The sequence below is a fragment of the Vogesella aquatica genome, from assembly GCF_028548455.1.
Lineage (GTDB): Bacteria > Pseudomonadota > Gammaproteobacteria > Burkholderiales > Chromobacteriaceae > Vogesella > Vogesella aquatica.
Window position 1 is genome coordinate 65,133 of record NZ_JAQQLF010000007.1, and the last position, 17,680, is coordinate 82,812.

Genomic DNA, 17,680 nt, shown 5'->3' on the forward strand with positions numbered 1-17,680 from the left:
CAATGAGCAGCAAATCCTTCACGCTGTACCAACTGGCCGACCAGTACCTGCAACTGGCGCAAGCCATGCGCGACACCGAGGTACCCGATGAGGTCATCGATAAAACGTTGGCCGCAGCCAGCGGCGACATCGAGCACAAGGCCTGGAACATCACCGCGCTGATGCAGGAGTTCGAGGGGCAGATTGCGATGATGAAGCTGGCCGAGCAGCGCATGGCGTTCCGCCGCAAGTCGCTGGAGAAGCGGACGGAGACGCTACGGCAGTACCTGCTGCAGCACCTGTGCCGCGTCGGGATCTTCGAGATCGAGACGCCCGAGTTTGCGATTCGTGTCTACGACAACCCGCCACGCGTCATTTTGGATGACGAGGATCTGGTGCCTGACCAGTACAAGGAAGAAGAGGTGGTGGTGAGCGTGCGCAAGGACGAGCTCCGCCGCGCCATGCTGGAGGGCGAGATCATTCCCGGTGCTCACCTGGAGCGCAGCCAGCGGCTTGCCATCAAGTAACTGCCGCCAACCAGAATCAACCACATGGCCGTGTGCCCTTCGGGGTATGCGGCCATTCGCATTTGGGAGCCACCACATGCATACGACCTTCCGTGTTCACCCAGCGCTGGCGGTCTGTCGCCAAGGGCCTTGCGGCCAACGTCAGCTCGTTCACCTGCGGCAGAGCGACCTTGACGGTGCCTGCGGCCAGCATTGCTTGCTGATGGCGCTGCAGATCCTGGGGCTGGCTAGCCGCGAGACCATTATCAATATCGATCAGACCCGCTCACGCGCACTCAAGACGCTGTGGCAAAGCAGCCGAGAGCACTACTTCCGTGGCACCCACGCCGCGCACATCACGGCGCTGACCGTGCCGTTTGCCCGGCAGCTCACCGTCGAGGAGCACTTCGGCCATGAGGGTGCCCAGCGTGCCTGCGCCACACTGACTGACGGTGGCTTGGCCATGCTGGGTATCCGGTATCGCTACGGTGGTGGGCACTGGTTATTGGCCATCGGGACAGAAGGGCTGGGCGACGGCCAACGTTACCGGGCTAACCGGTTTCTGGTTATCGACCCCAGCTACGACCCGCTGCCGCTCACACCGTGGAATGGTGTGCTCAATATCGGCAATGGCCGCGCCCGGAGCCAACGGCTGGCTTCGCCGGATGGTGACAGCCTTGTGTACCTGGAGTCGGTGCTGACGCTGTTGCCCAAGCAACGCGGGAGGGCCTGACCATGCTTGATCAACATGAACTGGCCTGGCTGCTGGCCGCCTGCGAGGAGCTGCCTGACTTTGGCGAGGAAGATCGTCCCTTCGATTACTTGGAGGCGCTGTTCATCACCGTGCTGGACTTCCATTCGCGTGGCGAGATGGTGGAAAAGGCACTTGATCACTACACCGCTACCGCTCGGGCAAAACTGAAGCTGACCGGGCACCAGAGCCTGCTGAAATGGCTGGCCCGCTACGGCGACAACCAGGCCGAGCTGGAGAAAGCCAGCCTGGCGTTGTGGGGCAACCGTCACTGGACACGGCTACGCTTACTCAAGCAACTGGTCGCCTACTTTGACGAGCAGGGCGTCGTGGATGCCACGACCCTGCGCCACTGGGCCATGAAGGCCGATTTTGAGCGCGACTTCAAAGGCCGGGTCAAAGGGCTGGGCTACACCGTGTTTCACTGGCTACAGCTGCGCTGTGGCGTGCCCACCATCAAGCCGGACGTGTGGGTACTGAACTTCGTACAGCGGGTCATCGGCAGGCGGCCCACCGAGCGCGAGGCGGTGCAGGCATTCGTCGCGCTGGCACCGTATCTGAAAGTGCCGCTGGCCCGGCTGGACAAGATCATCTGGACCACCGAGCGCGAGTGGATCGATGAGGGGGACTGCCCGGGCATGCGCATCGTGTTCTGGCGGCTGATGCAGCAACTGATGGTCAGCCGTCTGGATGCCTGTGCGCCCGGCTGGCGAGCTTGGGCGACCCTGACGGTAGATGCCCCGGAAAGGCTGCGCTATGGCATTGGTGGGCTGGAGTGGCGGGTACGCAGGGAGATCGGCGGCTGGATGCCCGGGGAGGGCGTGAAACTATGGCAAGACGAACCGGCCGAGGGCTTCCCGCTGATCGTTGAAATCAACGCAGGAGCGGAGGCAGCCCCCTTCTGCCTGATGGACGAGCACTACGCCCCGGTCGAGCTGTTCGGGCTGACGCCCGACCGGATGGACGACTATCTGCATGAGGTGATCACCATCGTGGGTGGATGGCTGCTGCTGGCTGCGTCTACAGTGCAGGGGAAGGACAGCTAGTCGGTATTATGCTAAAGGGGAGCTGCCGCTCACCAAGTGGTGCAGCGTCAATCGAATGGTCAAAGCAGGTATCCGATTTGCTGACGGCAGCGACAGAATATCTAGCCTAATGAAGAGATCATGCTACTTATTCTTGTTTCTGCCATCAAGAACCGTTACGCGTACCGAAGAGCCAATGCGTTTTATTGTTTGTAGCTTTCCATTTATGACTTTTTGAATCTGTCTTATATTTTTTTGGGCTGGAATGCTATTGCTTGCGGTGCCATCCGTATCTTGTTCTTGTTGAATCGTGGCATTGCTATCTATAACCATGCTTGGTTTCGATTTATTCTGAGTGTTCTCAGTTTTTATCGTTTCTGATGGCGGTGAGGATTTGATTGCTAGCCTTGGTGCCTCTTTGGTAATGTTATCTGTTTTACGAACCGTATCATTTTTGTTGGTAGGGAGCTCGTTGATTGTTGGGGCGCTTGGCTGGTTATATTTTTCTGGGTTTTTCTGCCACTCCTTGATATCTTTTGCGCGCCACCTATTTGTTCGATACTGTGTAATGGTTTCTGGTTTTGGAAATATCCCAGCCGCCATGTATCTATATATGGTTGCTCTCGATAATGATACATAGCCAATAATGCCAAGTTCAGGAACTCCAGTAAGTTGCCAAAGTTCTAATAGCGCATCATCGGAGAGGCTGCTAAGAGACGGTAGTGGGACAAATTCTCTAGGTTTGGCCATTTTAAATATCCGTTATGAATTTGCAATTTTCTGTCTTGGGCGCTTTATCGGAGTGACATTGTAATTCTCTCCCTTTTCTAGCTGGTCTAGTAGGTTTGCCCAACGGTTCAGTGCCTCTTGACGCTCATTGAAGTAATCATGCCGGTTATAGATACCTTCAACACCCTTGATCTTATGATTCAAACAGCGCTCTGCTACAACAGGGTCAATGCCAAGTTCTGCAAGATGGGTTCTTGCAGTTCGGCGTAAGTCATGGATCGTGAATGGTGGAACATCGGGCATGTGTGGTTTTACTTTACCGAGTGCTGTTCCTAGAGTGCCTTCATGGATGTGAGGAATCATTCTGTGCTGCATTTTTCGTGCAGGTAATACCCATTTACTAGGTCCGGCTAGTTCCTTCAGGCGCTTTAGCCATTCGATAGCTAGTGCGGGGAGTGGGATGTCAATTGGTGCGCCTGTTTTTGAGCGTTCACCCGGTAAGTGCCATACTTGATTATCTAGGTCAAACTCTTCCCATCTCGCAGCACAAAGCTCCATCTTTCGGCAGCAAAGCAGCAAGAGAAGTCGAATAGATAGGTCATTTTCGACACTGAACCCTTTGGCCAGTGGCATGGCGATAAAAAGCTTCCTGATTTCATCACGAGTTAGCCATCGTTCTCTAGCAAGCTCCTTACCTCCTGCATCATTCAGATCAAAGGCGGAAGCTGGATTGATTTCGATCATATGCCGTTTGATAGCGAAATCAAACATCCGCCTAGTCCAGCGAAGCGTATCGTTTGCAATCGAGGGGGCGCCACGTTTGACAATGGCTTGTAACATCTCGTCGATATGGCGTGGCTTCACATCTTCGACTTTCATTTTGCCAAGGTGTGGAGCAATGTCTTTATCGATGCGGCGACGGACAATGTCAGGGTGCTTCCAACGGCCCAGAATCATGCGCTCGAAGTACATGTTAGCCAGGTCAATCATCTTAATCGCGTTTTTTTCCTCCTCCCTACGAGCGACAGCGGCTGCCTTGCGGTCCTGCTTTTCGGCCGCAACGTCGTAACCGAGAGCAACTCTGGCGGCGAGTTCTTTGGCAATTTCCCGAGCTTTTGCTAGAGACAGCTCGCTGTAAGAGCCCAGCTGCATAACTCGAGACATGCCAGCCAGCTTGTAGCGAAAGCGCCATGTTGGACTCGCAGCCTTTTCCCGATAGCTCAAGTAGAGCCCATTGCCGTCAGAGCGTCCTTCAAATCGCTCGTTTGCTCTGATCCAGGCCTTGATCTGCATGTCAGTCATTTTGCCCATCTAACCTACCTCCAGGTGTACACGATAGATCATAAAAACCACTTTAAAAACATGACCTTGGCTGTGGTGTACATTTTTTGTTGTACACTTTGGTGAGAATGTACACCTAAGTGTACACCCTGGATGTGAGATTTTGTATGCGCCAATGAGCGCTGGTGAGACGATAAAAAGGCCCGAAACCTAGTGTTTTCGGGCCTTCTGGGATGGTGCTGAGCGCTGGTGAGCGGTTTTGAGACAATTATTCTACGTTCTGGATCTGCTCGCGCATCTGTTCTATCAGCACTTTCAGCTCTACCGAGGCCTGGGTGGTTTCGGTGGAAACCGACTTGGAACCCAGTGTATTGGCTTCGCGGTTCAGCTCCTGCATCAGGAAGTCCAGGCGTTTACCTACCTGACCTCCGGTTTTCAGGATGCGGCGTACTTCTGACAGGTGCGTGGTCAGGCGTTCCAACTCTTCGTCGACATCGATTTTCTGGGCAAACAGGGCAAATTCCTGCTTGATGCGGTCGTCATCGACATTGCCCAGCGCTTCTTGCAGGCGTGCGGCCAACCTGGTGCGATATGCTTCCAGAATTACCGGCAAGCGGGGCTTGACCTCTGCGATAATGTGATCCATGCCACTGATACGGTCTTGCAGCACCTGGGCCAGCTTGCTGCCTTCGCGTGCACGGGTGTCGCGGAAGTCGCCCAGTACGGCGTTCAGGCCTTCCAGGCACAGCTGATGCAGTACTTCCGGGGCGAGCGAGTTTGACTTGAGTACGCCAGGCCAGCGCAACAGCTCGCCCATGCCCAGGTCACGCACCTGCGGGGCCAGCTCGCGGACTTCCGCACTCACGGCCAGCAGACGCTGTACTGTGTCGCGGTTCAGTTCCAGCTGCGGGGTATCGCTGTCGGTCTGGTTCAGGCCAATGCGGCACTCCACTTTGCCACGGGTAACACGGCCGCCGATCAGCTCGCGTAATTGCGGTTCGATAATGCGCAGCTCTTCCGGCAGGCGCATTTGCACGTCAAGATAGCGGTGGTTGACCGCACGCAGCTCAATGGATAACAGGCCACCCGGAAACTCGCGGGTGGTAGAGGCAAAGCCTGTCATGCTTAAAATCATGGGGGCTCCCTAAACAGAATGAATAATTGGAAACTGACCCCGGATCGTTCAATCGATCCTGAGGCTGGCACACTATAACAATGGACACTACGCAATCCAAGCAGCGAGCGCTGCCGGTAGGCACACGGCTGGAAGATTACACCGTGGTGCGCAGCCTGAGCTCTGGCGGTTTCAGCGAGGTTTATCTGGCGCTGGACCAGTACGACCGCAAATACGCCATCAAGGAATATTTGCCATTGTCTATGACCGGGCGGCGTGGCAAGTCGGATGTCACGGTGTTGAACGAACTGGACAGAGAGGCGTTCAAGCTGGGGCTAAAGTGTTTTTTTGAAGAAGCGCGTATCCTGGCTGCCATCCAGCACCCCAATATCGTGCGGGTAAGTAACTTCTTTCGCGCCAATCAGACCGTCTACATGGTGATGGACTATACCGAAGGGCGGCCACTGGCCAAGGAGATCGAGCTGTCGCCGCAAGGCATCGCCGAGCCACGCCTGCGCCGGCTATTTGCCGAGCTGATCGGTGGCCTGCGCGAAGTACATCTGCAGCATTTGCTGCATCTGGATATCAAGCCGGCCAATATCTATCTGCGTCGTAATGGCACCCCGGTGTTACTGGATTTTGGTGCCGCCCGCCAGACGCTGGGGCGGGTCCAGCATTTGGCCAGCATGTTTACCCCAGGCTACGCTGCGCCCGAGCAGTACGACTCCCAGGCCAAGCTAGGGCCGTGGACCGACATCTATGCGCTGGGCGCCTGCATGTATATGGCGATGGGCGGCGACAAGCTGCCCTCGGCGGACCTGCGCCTGAAGCAGGACAAGGTTGTACCCGCCAGTAAAGCCTTTGCGCGCTACTACTCCCCCGCGCTGCTGGCGCTGGTGGACGACTGCCTGGGGCTGGACCCGCTTACCCGTCTGGCCAGCCTGAGTGAAATGCAAAAGCGGCTGCGCGACAAAAACTATGTGACCCCCGAGCCACCGCGCGGCGTAGCTGCCTGGCTTGGCCGGCTAATAGGGCGATAAGCATGAAGTTTGCCATTGCGGTAGATACCAGGGTGGGTGGTCGCCCCTATAACGAAGACCGCATCGGTGTGGTCTGTACCGAGCACGCACAGCTACTGGTGTTGGCCGACGGCATGGGGGGGCATGCCCATGGCGAGGTAGCCGCCCAGATCACGGTAGACGTATTCAGCGAGTTGTTCAAAAAAGCCGCCAAGCCACGGCTGCAGCATCCGCGACGTTTTCTGCTCAATGCCGGGCATGAAGCCCACCAGGCCATACTGGACCATGCCATTCGCTACCGCATGAGCGAAGTACCCAGCACCACGGTGGTGGTGGTGGTGATCCAGGATGGCGAGGCCTGGGTAGCGCACGCCGGGGATTCCCGCTGTTATCTGCTGCGCCAGGGCCTGGTAGCCTGGCGTAGTCACGACCACAGCCATGTCCAGCGCCTGATCGATACCGGTTTCCTGAACGAGGCCGACGCCCACGACCACCCGGCGCGCAATCGTATCTACAACTGTCTAGGTGCAATCGGTGAGCCGGATATCGAGCTGGCCGAGACCCTGCCGTTGAGCCGCGGTGATACCTTGTTGCTGTGCTCGGATGGCGTATGGGGGCCGCTGCGCGACGAGGAAGTCGCGAAGGCTTTTGTTGGCCGCTTGCCAGTCATGGTGGTGCCGGCCTTGCTCAGCGTGGCAGAAAAGCGTGCCGGTGCGCACAGCGACAACCTCAGCGCTATTGCCTTGCAGCTACTGTCTGACGAGCAGTTTGTACCGGGGCGGGAGGGTTTTATCGACAGCGAGATGCTTGCCGATACGCAAACCGAGCAAACCTGGCAGTCCACCCTGATGGAGAGCGAACTTAACCAGGGCCTGCACCGCAGCTGATACCCGTCAGCCGGTTAAGGCTTTGCGCTAGAATGCCGTTTTCTGATGCACCGAAAGAAACCGTATGCGCCCATCCCAACGCGCCACCGATGCCCTGCGCACCGTTCGTCTTACCCGCCATTACACCAAGCACGCCGAAGGTTCGGTTCTGATCGAGTGCGGTGATACCAAAGTAATCTGCACCGCCAGTGTGGAAGAGTCGGTGCCGTCGTTCCTGAAAGGCAAAGGGCAGGGCTGGGTCACGGCCGAGTACGGCATGCTGCCACGCTCTACCGGTAGCCGCATGCGTCGCGAGGCAGCCAGCGGTAAACAGTCCGGCCGTACCCAGGAAATCCAGCGCCTGATTGGCCGCAGCTTGCGCGCTGTAGTGGATCTGCAAAAGCTGGGCGAGCGCCAGATCCTGATTGACTGCGATGTCATCCAGGCGGATGGTGGCACGCGCACCGCCAGTATTACCGGTGCATTTGTCGCATTGGCCGATGCCATTGCCGGTTTGATGGCGGCAGGTAAACTGACAGAAAGCCCGCTGCGGGATCATGTCGCCGCCATTTCGGTAGGTGTGGTGGCTGGGCAGCCGGTGCTGGACCTGGATTACGTGGAAGACTCTGGCTGTGAAACCGATATGAATGTCGTGATGACCGGTGATGGCCGTTTTATCGAAGTGCAAGGTACCGCAGAAGGGGCACCATTCAGCCGCGATGAAATGAATGCACTGATGGCGCTGGCCGAGAAGGGTATTGCCGAACTGGTGTCATTGCAGAAGCAGGCACTGGCGAGCTAGCACTGGCACGTGCGGCCAACCCGGGTGGCCACCGCCGCCTTCATGAAAAAAGGGCACCGCAAGGTGCCCTTTTTTTATCCTGCAGCCGGATTACTTGGCAGCGGAAGCGGCTTTTTTAGCCTTAACAACTTTTTTCTCTACTTTCTTTTCAGCTTTCTTTTCTACTTTCTTTTCAGCAGCAGGGGCAGAAGCAGCAGGTTTCTTGGCATCAGCAGCGAAACCAGCGGAAGCAGCAACAGCGAAAGCCAGACCAGCAGCAACCAGAGTCAGTTTTTTCATGGTGAAATCCTTTGCAAAGAGTAGGGTTACACGTTGTGTTCAACGTCTGGTGCCATGTTAGGTAGTTGCCTGCTATTTGTCTGTTATGAATTGTTCATCGGTGTATCGCTTTGTTGCCCGGGCCAGCTCAGGGTAAAGCGTGCGCCCCCCATCGGGCTGTCGTCTATCCTGATATGGCCATGGTGGGCCAGCATGATCTGTCGCACGATAGCCAGGCCCAGCCCGTAGCCGCCCTGGCCGGCACCGCGGCTTGGGTCCAGCCGCACAAACGGTTCCAGTACGCTGGCGCGATCGGCTTCGGCAATGCCGTGCCCGTTATCGGCTACGCTTAGCTGCTGTTCACCATTGAGTATGGTGAAGCCAAGCTCGATTTCGCCCTGCCCGTAGTTGGCCGCATTGTTCAGCAGGTTATCCAGAGCACGTGCCAGCAAGGTGGGGTCGGCATGCAGGCTATCCTGATATACCCGCAGGCTGACCCGTAGCTGCGGGTGGTGGCTGGTCAGGTCGTCCAGGCGCTGGCGCAGCCAGGCGTGGGCGGGCAGGGTTTCCGGCTGCATGGGCAAGTCGGGGCGGCTCAGGCGGGCGTGCAGCAGCAGCTCGTCAATGAGCGAACCGATGTTGTTGAGGTCGCGTTCTATGCCCTCGTGCACCGGGTTGGCCGCATCCACGTCCAGCAAGGCCAGACGGTAGCGTAGCCGAGCCAGCGGGGTGCGTAGTTCGTGCGCTACGGCATTGATCAGGGTCTGTTTGCTTTCCAGCAGGCGCTCTACGCTTTGGGCCATATGGTTAAAGCCGCGCGCCAGCGGTTGCAGGCCGGAGGCGGGGGCCAGGCTGACCCGTGCCTGAAACTGCCCCTGGCTGAGCTGCTTGGCGGCGTTTTCCAGCTGTACCAGCTCGTTCCAGTGTGGCCGCATCCATAGCAGCACGGGGATGGCTAGCGACAGGCCAATCATGGTGAGCAGAGCGTAGTCCAGCCATTTGAGCTCGTGCATGAACACCAGATAGCTCATCGGCCCGGCCACCAACGCGTATTGCGACTGTTTGACCCGCTGCAGATAGGTCAGATCATCTTCCAGCATCACGATATCGCCACGCAGCAAGGCCTGCATGGAGACCGGGTCAAGCGGCAGGCTTTGTAGCGGCTGCAGGGATACGCTGAAATCCAGTTCGTGGTCCAGCCTGGCCAGCTCGGCTGGCCATTGGGGTTGCGGCACGCCATCCAGCGTGTGTTCGATCAGCGTTAGTGTTGTTTTGAGCAGGTCTGCCAGCGCGCGGTCACCTGCCTTTTCGGCCACTTCCTTGTACACCAGGCCGGCGAGCGATACCGCCACCAGAAAGCTGAAGATCAGCAGCAGATAAAACTGGATGAACAGTTTGCGCATGCTTTACCAGCCCGCCGGCGAGAACAGGTAGCCTTTATTGCGTACGGTCTTGATGCGTTGCGGTGCCAGCGGGTCATCCCCCAGTTTTTTGCGCAGCCGTGATACGGCAATGTCGATGCTGCGGTCCAGGCCGTCGTAGCTCAGGCCGCGCATCACACGCAGCAGGGTATCGCGATCCTGGATTTCCCCTGCGTGGCTGGCGAGCTGCCATAGCAGGTCGAAGTCCGAGGTGGATAGCGCCACGCGCTCGCCAGCCAGCAGTACTTCACGGCAGGGTCCGTCGATGATCAGCGAGCCAAATGCCAGACGCTGCGGCTGGCTGGCAGACGCGGGAGCGGGAGTGGCGACGGGGCTGTGCTGGCGTAGCTGGGCGCGTAGCCGTGCCGCCACGACGGCCGGCGGGGTGGTTTTGAGGATATAGTCGTTGGCACCCAGCTCCAGCCCCAGGATGTGGTTCATATCGCTATCCAGCGAAGTGAGCATCACGATGGGGCCGTGAAAGGTTGGCCGCAACTCGCGGCACAGGGTGAGGCCGTCTTTGCCCGGCAACATGATGTCCAGCAGGATCAGGGCGGGCTGGACGCGGGTAACGGCATCCAGTGCGGTATCTCCGCGTGGCTCGATGATCACGTCCAGATCATGGCGTGCCAGAAAGTCGCGCATCAGCGCGGCCAGCTCGGCGTCATCCTCGACAAAAAGCACGGTGTGTTTCATGGGGCGCAGTCGGCTAAAAAAGGAAGTATCGCGCGCCTGCGCATTCCCGGGCAAGCCCGTACCTGTAACAGCATGATGTCCAGGCATGCGGGCGTTAGCATTAGCGCTTTTCTACCTCGAAGGCACTCGCCAGTGTGGCTACCTGGGCGGCCTCGCTGGCCAGGCCGGCAATGGCTTGTCTGGCTGTGGCAATCTGTTCGGTCGAGGCATCAAACCTGGCCGAGATCAGTGTCATGCGTTCGGCCAGATGGCCGGCAGTGGCAGACTGCTGGGCATTGGTTACCGCGATTTCCTGCATCATCATGTTCACCTCGCCAGAACCTTGTTGCAGTGTGTCCAGCCTGCTTAGCGTGTGCTGTACGGTTTCTACGCCGGCCCGTGTTTCCTGCGTGATGGCAGCGATGGCGTCGACCGTCCCCTTGGCCGCCAGCTGCACATTGCTGACCAGGTGTTTGATTTCGTCGGTACTCAGGCTGGTACGTTCGGCCAGTTTGCGTACTTCGTCGGCCACTACAGCAAAACCGCGCCCGCTTTCGCCCGCGCGCGCGGCTTCGATGGCGGCATTCAGTGCCAACAGATTGGTCTGGTCGGCAATGTCGTGGATGGTCTGCGTCACCTGGGAGATGCTGCCGATGGCACTGGAAAGCGCGCGGATCGTATTCTGGGCTTCTTCTACGGCCTGGGCGGCAGCCTGGTTGCGGTTTTGCGAGCTGGCCATCTGGCTCACGCTTTGCTGCAGGTTTTCCCGGGTGTGCTGGCTCAGACGGGCTGTGTGCTCGGCATTGGCGGCCACCTGCTCGATCGAGGTGGAAAGCTCCTCGACCGCAGCGCCCATCTGGGTGACGGCCGTGGTGCTTTCGTCGATATGCCCTAGCAGTTCACCTACGGCAACCTGGACCTGTTGGGTGTTGCGCGTTTGCTTGTGTGCTGTCCACTGCAGGTTATCCAGCATCACTTTCAGGTTTACTTGCATATAGGCCAGCGCGCTTTCCATTTTGCCCTGGTCTCCGGCGCGGTTGATGCTAAGCGGATTGGTGAGCTTGCCCTGGGCGATATTGCGACAGGCTTGCAGCAGGGCTTGCTGCTGCTGTTTGCGCTGGCGCTCCAGCACCAGCCACAAGCCGGTAGCCAGCAGGCCCAGAGCACTGATCAGCAGCCCGCTTTTGTCGGGATGCGTGGCACCGGCCAGTATCACCATCAGCGTCATCAAGGTGACGTATAGCGGGCGGAACCAGACCATGATGCGCCCGGTTTTCTGTGGTTTTTGCCAGCGCTGGCCAGCCAGCAGGGCAGGGTAGGCCTGCTCGGCTTGCTGGATGTCGGCGCGGCTGGCCGGGGTACGTACCGACATATAGCCGCTGATATTGTCGCCTTCCAGCACGGGGACGACAAAAGCATCCACCCAGTAGTAATCGCCGTTTTTGGTGCGGTTCTTCACCAGGCCCCGCCAGCATTGCCCTTGTTTCACGCTATGCCACAGGTCGGCAAACAGCACCGGTGGCATTTCCGGGTGGCGCACGATGTTATGGGGCTGGCCCAGCAGCTCTTCCCGGCTAAAGCCGGAGAGCTGTACAAAGCGGTCGTTCGCATAGGTAATCGTGCCGTCCAGGGTGGTCTGGGTCACGATAATGCCTTCGGTAAACGGTATTTCGGTCTGGCTGACCGGCAGGTTTGTGCGCATGGTGATTGGCTTGGTATGGATAAATAAGTGGAGGCTGTGTGTCAGTGGCTATCCAGCAAGAGCTGGTGAATATCGGGTAATAGCGCTTGCCAGCTATCTGCGGTTTCGTGGCGCAGCACATGGTCGTCGGCATGGGGGCCATAGCGTATGGCCAGGTTGATACTTTCCGGTTTGAGGCGCTGGTTACGCCGGGTGTCAAAGAACACCACCACTTCGGGGCGGGTGAGGTCGCCGTCTGCATGGCGTTTCACCACGGCCAGCTTGCCGCTGGCCAGGCGTACCAGGGTGCCCGGCGGGTAAATGCCGAAGCAGTGCACCACATCGCGTACCACTGTCGGGTCGAAGTGGTTCTTGCCCAGCTCGAAGATTTTCTTGATGGCCACCGGGGCCGGCAGGCCTTTGTGATAGCAGCGGTCCGAGGTAATGGCGTCGTACACGTCGATAATGGCCGCTTGTTGGCCATAGACCGAAATGGCGTCACCCGCCAGCCCCAGCGGGTAGCCGGTGCCATCGTAGCGCTCGTGGTGTTGCAGGGCGATGGCGCGGATGATGGGCGAGTCGATACCGTTTTCGTCCAGGATCTGCTGGCTGAAGCGCACGTGCTCGCGCATCTGCTCGCGCTCTTCCGCTGTATGGCGGCCAGGTTTGTTCAGCAGCGGCAAGGGGATGCGTGTCTTGCCGATATCGTGCAGCAGCCCGCCCATGCCGGCCTCGACCACGATCTCATGCGGCGCACCCTGATGGTGCTGCAGGATCATCAGCAGCAGGGCAACGCTGACCGAATGCTGGAAGGTATAGGCATCCTTGTTGTACACCTGTGCCACCATGCGCAGTGCCAGGGCATTGCGGTCCAGCGAACCGGACAGCTCGCTACTGATGCCGTGCAGGGCCGCCACATCGAGCCGCAGGCCCAGCCGGGCGTCTTTCATCAGGTTTTGTGTAATGGCCTCGGTGCGCAGCACGATGTCGCGCGCCAGGCCCAGCTCCTGGTCTAGCGGGGTGGTACGGGCCTGGCTTTTCTCCGTGCCAGGGCGCCTGGCCGGTGCGCGCACGCTGGTGGCCGGGGGAATATCCCGGCCTTTCTCGGTATCGATATAAAAACTTTGTATGCCTTCCTGGCGCAGCATGGCGATTTGCGCCGCATTGCGCAGGCAAAAACGCGATAGCCAGAACGGATGGGCAGTCCAGTCACAATCCAGGCTGGCGACATACATGCCTACCACCGCCTGGTCGATATGGATTTTGCGCAATTTAGGCATTGTATTTTTTGCCGTCCGGGACGAAGTAGTTCACCAGGCTGTTCAGCGTTTGTGCCACCTCGTGCAGCTTGGCCGACATGGCATAGGCCTCCTGCGTGTCCTGCCGGTTGGAAACAATCAGCTTCAGGATCAGGTCGATCTTGTCCAGGAAGTCTTCCAGGGCAAAGGTTTGCAGGCGGTTCAGGTTGGTGATGCTGGCAATGCAGTCGGCTACCTGGGGGGCAACTTCTTTTTCGGCCAGCAGCTCGTCCAGCATGGCCAGCTGGTTGGACAGCTCGTAGATGAAATCCAGTGACATGAAGGACTTGGCCTCTTCCAGCTTGTCGTGCTGTACCTCGGAGTGGTCGCTGATTTCGAACAGCGCGGTGTTCAGGCTCAGGCAGGCACTGTCGATCTGGCCGGCCAGCAGGTTCAGCTCGTCCATCACCACCTTCAGGTGCATCTGCATGATCACGCTGGAGCGCAGCAGGTGGCCGGTTTCACCGGCACCATCCAGCGGTACGTCGCCGGTCAGGTCGCCCTCGGCAATTTTCTCGAAGTTTTCAATAGCCGAGTCCAGCGGCCTCACGATCTGGCGCATGAATACCAGGCCAAAGGCCACCACAGTGACGATGCCCAGGATAATGCCCAGCAGCGAGATATCCACAATCTGCACATTGCGCTGGTTAATGCGGCCAACCTCCTGTGCCGACTGGCGCAGTATCTGTAGCCGGTTCTGTTCCGCCAGCTGCACCAGTGCGCGCAGCTGGCTGTCCAGGCTGGCATCCAGTGCGCTGCTACGCGCCAGGCGTGCTGCATTATTCAGTGTTTCCAGCTCTTGCAAGCGGTCGCGGATCACGGCGGGGGTATGCGGGTTGGCCGCATAGAGGCTACCCAGGCGCGCAATGCTGGCCTGGCGCTGCGCTACCGGTGTTGCCTGGGCGCGGGTGGCATCAATCTCCAGCTGGCTGATGATGTCCAGCTTGCGCAGGTATTGCCCGTCGGCCTTGTTGATCTGCTCGGTGCTGTGCTGGATGGTACCGATACCCAGAATGCCACCGGTAATCAGCAGGGCGATCACGAACAGCGAGCCGGCGATATAGCCCGACTTGATGGATAACAGACGCTTCAGGCCACCCGGTTTGGGCAGTTTGGCGCGGGGCTGGGCATATAAACGGGCGGCCTGTGCGATTTGCTCGTCGCTGGCGGCGTAGCGTACCGACATATAGCCCACCACCTTGCCGGCTTTGCGGATTGGCACGATGGTGGCTTGTACCCAGTAAAAGCCACCGTCCTTGGTGCGGTTTTTGACAATGCCGCGCCAGGGTCTGTTTTGCTCCACCGTGGCCCACAGGTCGGCAAAGGCGGCGGCGGGCATGTCCGGGTGCCGCACGAGATTGTGCGGTTTGCCTATCAGTTCTTCACGGCTGAAGCCGCTGATGGTGATAAAGGCGTCATTGGCATAGGTAATCATGCCGCTCAGATCGGTCTTGGACACGATGGCGGTGTGGAGGGGAACCTTGTATTCGATGTCGCTCATGTCTTACATCCAGATCCGTTTGATAGCCAGCAGCGCGGTTTTGCACCGCTCCGGTGAAATGCAGCCTTTGATTTCGTACTTGGTGTTCAGGGTGTCGCGCGGGGTGGGTTCGCTGCGTGGAAAGCCTTTTTCGTCAATGATGGAGTACACCATCGGGCTTTTACGGGTGTAGTTCGTGTTCTTCACTACGCCGATTTCACCGCTTTGCAGCGCCACGACGGTACCGGCGGGAAAACGCGTGAGCTTCTTGATCAGCAAGCCGATGTGGCTTTCCAGATACTTGCTGTCCTTTTGCAGGTACAGCTCTTTCAGCGTGTTGGCCGGGTAGATACCGGGGCGCCATTTATTGGCGATTGTCATGCCGGCATAAGCGTCCGCCAGCCCCAGCAGCAGGGACAGCTCGTGGGTTTCCTCGCGTGTTTTGGCTAGCGGGTAGCCGCGGCCGTTGGGTTGCTCATGGTGTTCGTACACGTGCAGCAGCCATTGCTTGTCTTGTATGCCGTGCTTTTGCAGCAGTTTTACCGCCGTGCTGGTGTGCTCCCATACCGCCAGCTGTTCCAGCTCGCCCAGGCCTTTTTGCGCGCCCAGGCCTTTGTCGAAGTGGTACAGCGCCAGGTCCCGGGTAAGGGCGGCGCACAGGAGTGAGTCCAGGGCGGTATCGTTCTGGCAGATCTGGCTGGCCAGCATGTAACACACCGCGGCACCCAGTACGTGCTTGTTGGCACGCAAGTCCTGGCCGTGCTGTTGCAGGTATAAAGCTGCCAGTACCGCATCCGGGTCGTGCTGAATGAAGCCCACCAGCTGTTGGGCACGGCTGCGCATCAGCTCCTCAACATTGGCCAGGTTGCTGGGCGGGCTCAGGATGATGCGGTGAATCCGCGCGATGGCTTCGACAAAGCTGGCCATCTCGATGAATACGCTGGTTTGCTCGGCCGGGCGGCGAATGACGCGCGCCTTGATTTCCTTGGCCGATGGCAAGTCGCCCGCTTCGGATACCCCGATAAAATAGCCCCGCTCCACCAGTTTCTCGGCAAAGCCAGGCATGGATACGACAAAGCCTTTGCGCAGGATCAGGTTTCCCGAGCGATCGAAAATCGAGTAATCGATAGGCTTGTGTATCTGTATGTCTGCAAACGCCAGTTTGCGGATGAGTTGGGCCATAAATATCTCTAAGTAATACTTACTTTATTTTTAACCGGTTATTTATTTATTGCTTTGGTATAAACAGAATATTGAAAATTCACATGGTATTTATAGGGAAACGAATGCTAGTTGATGGTTTGCTGGCAGGCTTGATCCAGATCAAATGCAGTTGGTCTGACAAATGTGATAGCTGCATCTGTCGCCGAATGGAGACAGACCAGTGTCATGCCTGTGCGCGGGGGCCAGAGACCGCGCTTTCCGCGGCTGTAGGCAAAGCCCAGGCCACGGGCCGGCCCCAAGATTGACCGCTACTGCCCGCGCACGGATAATCCGCACTCTTTTCAAATGCTTACGGCCCCGCCGCCTTATTGATGACCGCAGCACCCAAAGCCCTGCCCCCGCGCACCCTGTCCGTTGCCCCGATGCTGGACTGGACCGATCGACACTACCGCTATTTCGCTCGTCTGATTACCCGCCATACCTGGCTGTACACCGAGATGGTTACCACCGGCGCGCTGCTGTATGGCGACGTTGGCCGCCATTTGCGTTACCACGAGGCCGAGCACCCGATCGCGCTACAGCTGGGCGGTAGCGAGCCTGACGAGCTGGCGCGTTGCGCCCGTCTGGCACAGGAATGGGGTTATGACGAGGTAAACCTGAACGTAGGCTGCCCGTCGGAGCGGGTGCAAAAAGGCGCGTTTGGCGCCTGCCTGATGGCCGAACCGCAGCTGGTGGCCGACTGCGTGAAGGCGATGCGCGATGCGGTGGACATCGACGTCACCGTCAAGCACCGCATCGGTATCGATGACGTGGATAGCTACGACAGGATGCGGGTGTTTGTGGATACCGTGGCCGACGCCGGCTGCCGTACCTTTATCGTGCACGCGCGCAACGCCATCCTGAAGGGCCTCAGCCCCAAGGAAAACCGCGAGATTCCGCCGCTGAAATACGACTATGTGTACCGCCTGAAGCAGGAGCGCCCCGATCTGGAGATCCTGATCAACGGCGGCATCAAGACCAATGCCGAGATCGCCGGCCACCTGCAGCATGTCGATGGCGTGATGGTGGGCCGCGAGGCTTACCACAACCCCTACCTGATGGCGGCCTGGGACGCGCAGTTCTACGGTGACAGCCACGACGTGCCGTCGCGCGGCAAGGTGGTGGAAGCGCTGCTGCCTTATATCGCCGACCGTCTGCAGGATGGCAGCAGCGTGCGCCATATCGCCCGCCACGTGCTGGGCCTGTTCCATGGCGAGCCCGGTGGCCGCCAGTGGCGCCGCATGCTGTCCGACGCCAAAGAGCTGAAAGACGCCGACGAAAGCCTGCTGATCCGTGCGCTACTGGCTACGCACGGTTGAACTGTCACGCAGTCCTTGTAAGATAGCCAAGTCACCCCGCGCCCGGTTCGCCGGGCCCAGGCTGCTGCCAAGGTGCCAATCCAGGTCTTGCCGGCCCCGGCACCGCCGGGCCGGGCCGCATAGGTACCAGAGTCGGCAGCCTTCCTGTTTACAAGCCCCACCCAGCTTGCCCGGCAAGCAGGGTGGGGCATCAATCTGCGCCCGGCTTGCCGGGCTTTTGGGTTTTATGGTGAGTACCCCTGCCAACAGCAAGGTTGGCCGCAGTACTTGCCA

Annotated in this window: 17 protein-coding genes; 7 read left to right on the plus strand and 10 right to left on the minus strand. The window is 58.7% G+C overall.

The features are described from left to right. The first annotated feature begins 2 nt into the window (after positions 1-2). The 3 genes from PQU95_RS06580 to PQU95_RS06590 all read left to right on the plus strand — a co-directional run bounded on the left by PQU95_RS06580 (position 3) and on the right by PQU95_RS06590 (position 2,282). Positions 3-506: a siphovirus Gp157 family protein gene (locus PQU95_RS06580; protein WP_272751256.1), complete on the plus strand. Its 504-nt coding sequence runs from the start codon at positions 3-5 to the stop codon at positions 504-506. Between the two features lie 76 nt (positions 507-582). Then, the gene (locus PQU95_RS06585) at positions 583-1,218 is read left to right on the plus strand and encodes a hypothetical protein (RefSeq protein WP_272751257.1); all 636 of its coding nucleotides are present in this window, start codon (positions 583-585) and stop codon (positions 1,216-1,218) included. A gap of 2 nt (positions 1,219-1,220) precedes the next feature. Next, complete coding sequence (locus PQU95_RS06590; RefSeq protein ID WP_272751258.1) at positions 1,221-2,282, plus strand: DUF8548 family protein; 1,062 nt, start codon at positions 1,221-1,223, stop codon at positions 2,280-2,282. A 123-nt stretch (positions 2,283-2,405) separates the two neighbouring features. Here PQU95_RS06590 and PQU95_RS06595 read toward each other — a convergent pair whose 3' ends face one another. From PQU95_RS06595 to PQU95_RS06605, 3 genes are all read right to left on the minus strand, one after another. Continuing rightward, positions 2,406-3,011: a helix-turn-helix transcriptional regulator gene (locus PQU95_RS06595; protein ID WP_272751259.1), complete on the minus strand. Its 606-nt coding sequence runs from the start codon at positions 3,009-3,011 to the stop codon at positions 2,406-2,408. A 12-nt stretch (positions 3,012-3,023) separates the two neighbouring features. After that, positions 3,024-4,292 carry a tyrosine-type recombinase/integrase gene (locus PQU95_RS06600; protein ID WP_272751260.1) on the minus strand — a complete coding sequence of 423 codons (1,269 nt, stop codon included), beginning with the start codon at positions 4,290-4,292 and terminating at the stop codon, positions 3,024-3,026. A 247-nt stretch (positions 4,293-4,539) separates the two neighbouring features. Then, complete coding sequence (locus PQU95_RS06605; RefSeq protein ID WP_272751261.1) at positions 4,540-5,406, minus strand: YicC/YloC family endoribonuclease; 867 nt, start codon at positions 5,404-5,406, stop codon at positions 4,540-4,542. 80 nt (positions 5,407-5,486) lie between these two features. On the opposite strand from PQU95_RS06605, the gene PQU95_RS06610 reads away from it, so the two are divergent. The 3 genes from PQU95_RS06610 to rph all read left to right on the plus strand — a co-directional run bounded on the left by PQU95_RS06610 (position 5,487) and on the right by rph (position 8,072). Continuing rightward, positions 5,487-6,425 (plus strand): serine/threonine protein kinase, encoded by a 939-nt coding sequence (locus PQU95_RS06610; protein WP_272751262.1) that lies wholly within the window; start codon positions 5,487-5,489, stop codon positions 6,423-6,425. Between the two features lie 2 nt (positions 6,426-6,427). Next, the gene (locus PQU95_RS06615; RefSeq protein ID WP_272751263.1) at positions 6,428-7,291 is read left to right on the plus strand and encodes a PP2C family protein-serine/threonine phosphatase; all 864 of its coding nucleotides are present in this window, start codon (positions 6,428-6,430) and stop codon (positions 7,289-7,291) included. A 64-nt stretch (positions 7,292-7,355) separates the two neighbouring features. Continuing rightward, positions 7,356-8,072, plus strand: coding sequence for a ribonuclease PH (gene rph / locus PQU95_RS06620; RefSeq protein ID WP_272751264.1), 717 nt, complete (start codon positions 7,356-7,358; stop codon positions 8,070-8,072). 90 nt (positions 8,073-8,162) lie between these two features. On the opposite strand, the gene PQU95_RS06625 is transcribed toward rph, so the two are convergent. From PQU95_RS06625 to PQU95_RS06655, 7 genes are all read right to left on the minus strand, one after another. Then, positions 8,163-8,351 carry a hypothetical protein gene (locus tag PQU95_RS06625; protein ID WP_227301579.1) on the minus strand — a complete coding sequence of 63 codons (189 nt, stop codon included), beginning with the start codon at positions 8,349-8,351 and terminating at the stop codon, positions 8,163-8,165. A gap of 83 nt (positions 8,352-8,434) precedes the next feature. Then, positions 8,435-9,733, minus strand: a complete 1,299-nt coding sequence (rstB, locus tag PQU95_RS06630; protein ID WP_272751265.1) for a two-component system sensor histidine kinase RstB — start codon at positions 9,731-9,733, stop codon at positions 8,435-8,437. 3 nt (positions 9,734-9,736) lie between these two features. Continuing rightward, on the minus strand, positions 9,737-10,447 hold the full coding sequence (gene rstA / locus PQU95_RS06635; protein WP_272751266.1) for a two-component system response regulator RstA: 711 nt from the start codon (positions 10,445-10,447) through the stop codon (positions 9,737-9,739). 100 nt (positions 10,448-10,547) lie between these two features. Beyond that, positions 10,548-12,128, minus strand: a complete 1,581-nt coding sequence (locus tag PQU95_RS06640; protein ID WP_272751267.1) for a methyl-accepting chemotaxis protein — start codon at positions 12,126-12,128, stop codon at positions 10,548-10,550. A gap of 41 nt (positions 12,129-12,169) precedes the next feature. Continuing rightward, the gene (locus PQU95_RS06645; protein WP_272751268.1) at positions 12,170-13,387 is read right to left on the minus strand and encodes an HD-GYP domain-containing protein; all 1,218 of its coding nucleotides are present in this window, start codon (positions 13,385-13,387) and stop codon (positions 12,170-12,172) included. Beyond that, positions 13,380-14,906 carry a methyl-accepting chemotaxis protein gene (locus tag PQU95_RS06650; RefSeq protein ID WP_272751269.1) on the minus strand — a complete coding sequence of 509 codons (1,527 nt, stop codon included), beginning with the start codon at positions 14,904-14,906 and terminating at the stop codon, positions 13,380-13,382. The genes PQU95_RS06645 and PQU95_RS06650 overlap by 8 nt, the downstream gene beginning before the upstream one ends. A 3-nt stretch (positions 14,907-14,909) precedes the next feature. Continuing rightward, complete coding sequence (locus PQU95_RS06655) at positions 14,910-16,067, minus strand: HD-GYP domain-containing protein (RefSeq protein WP_272751270.1); 1,158 nt, start codon at positions 16,065-16,067, stop codon at positions 14,910-14,912. 353 nt (positions 16,068-16,420) lie between these two features. On the opposite strand from PQU95_RS06655, the gene dusA reads away from it, so the two are divergent. Further along, complete coding sequence (gene dusA, locus PQU95_RS06660) at positions 16,421-17,407, plus strand: tRNA dihydrouridine(20/20a) synthase DusA (RefSeq protein WP_272751271.1); 987 nt, start codon at positions 16,421-16,423, stop codon at positions 17,405-17,407. Positions 17,408-17,680: the final 273 nt, after the last annotated feature.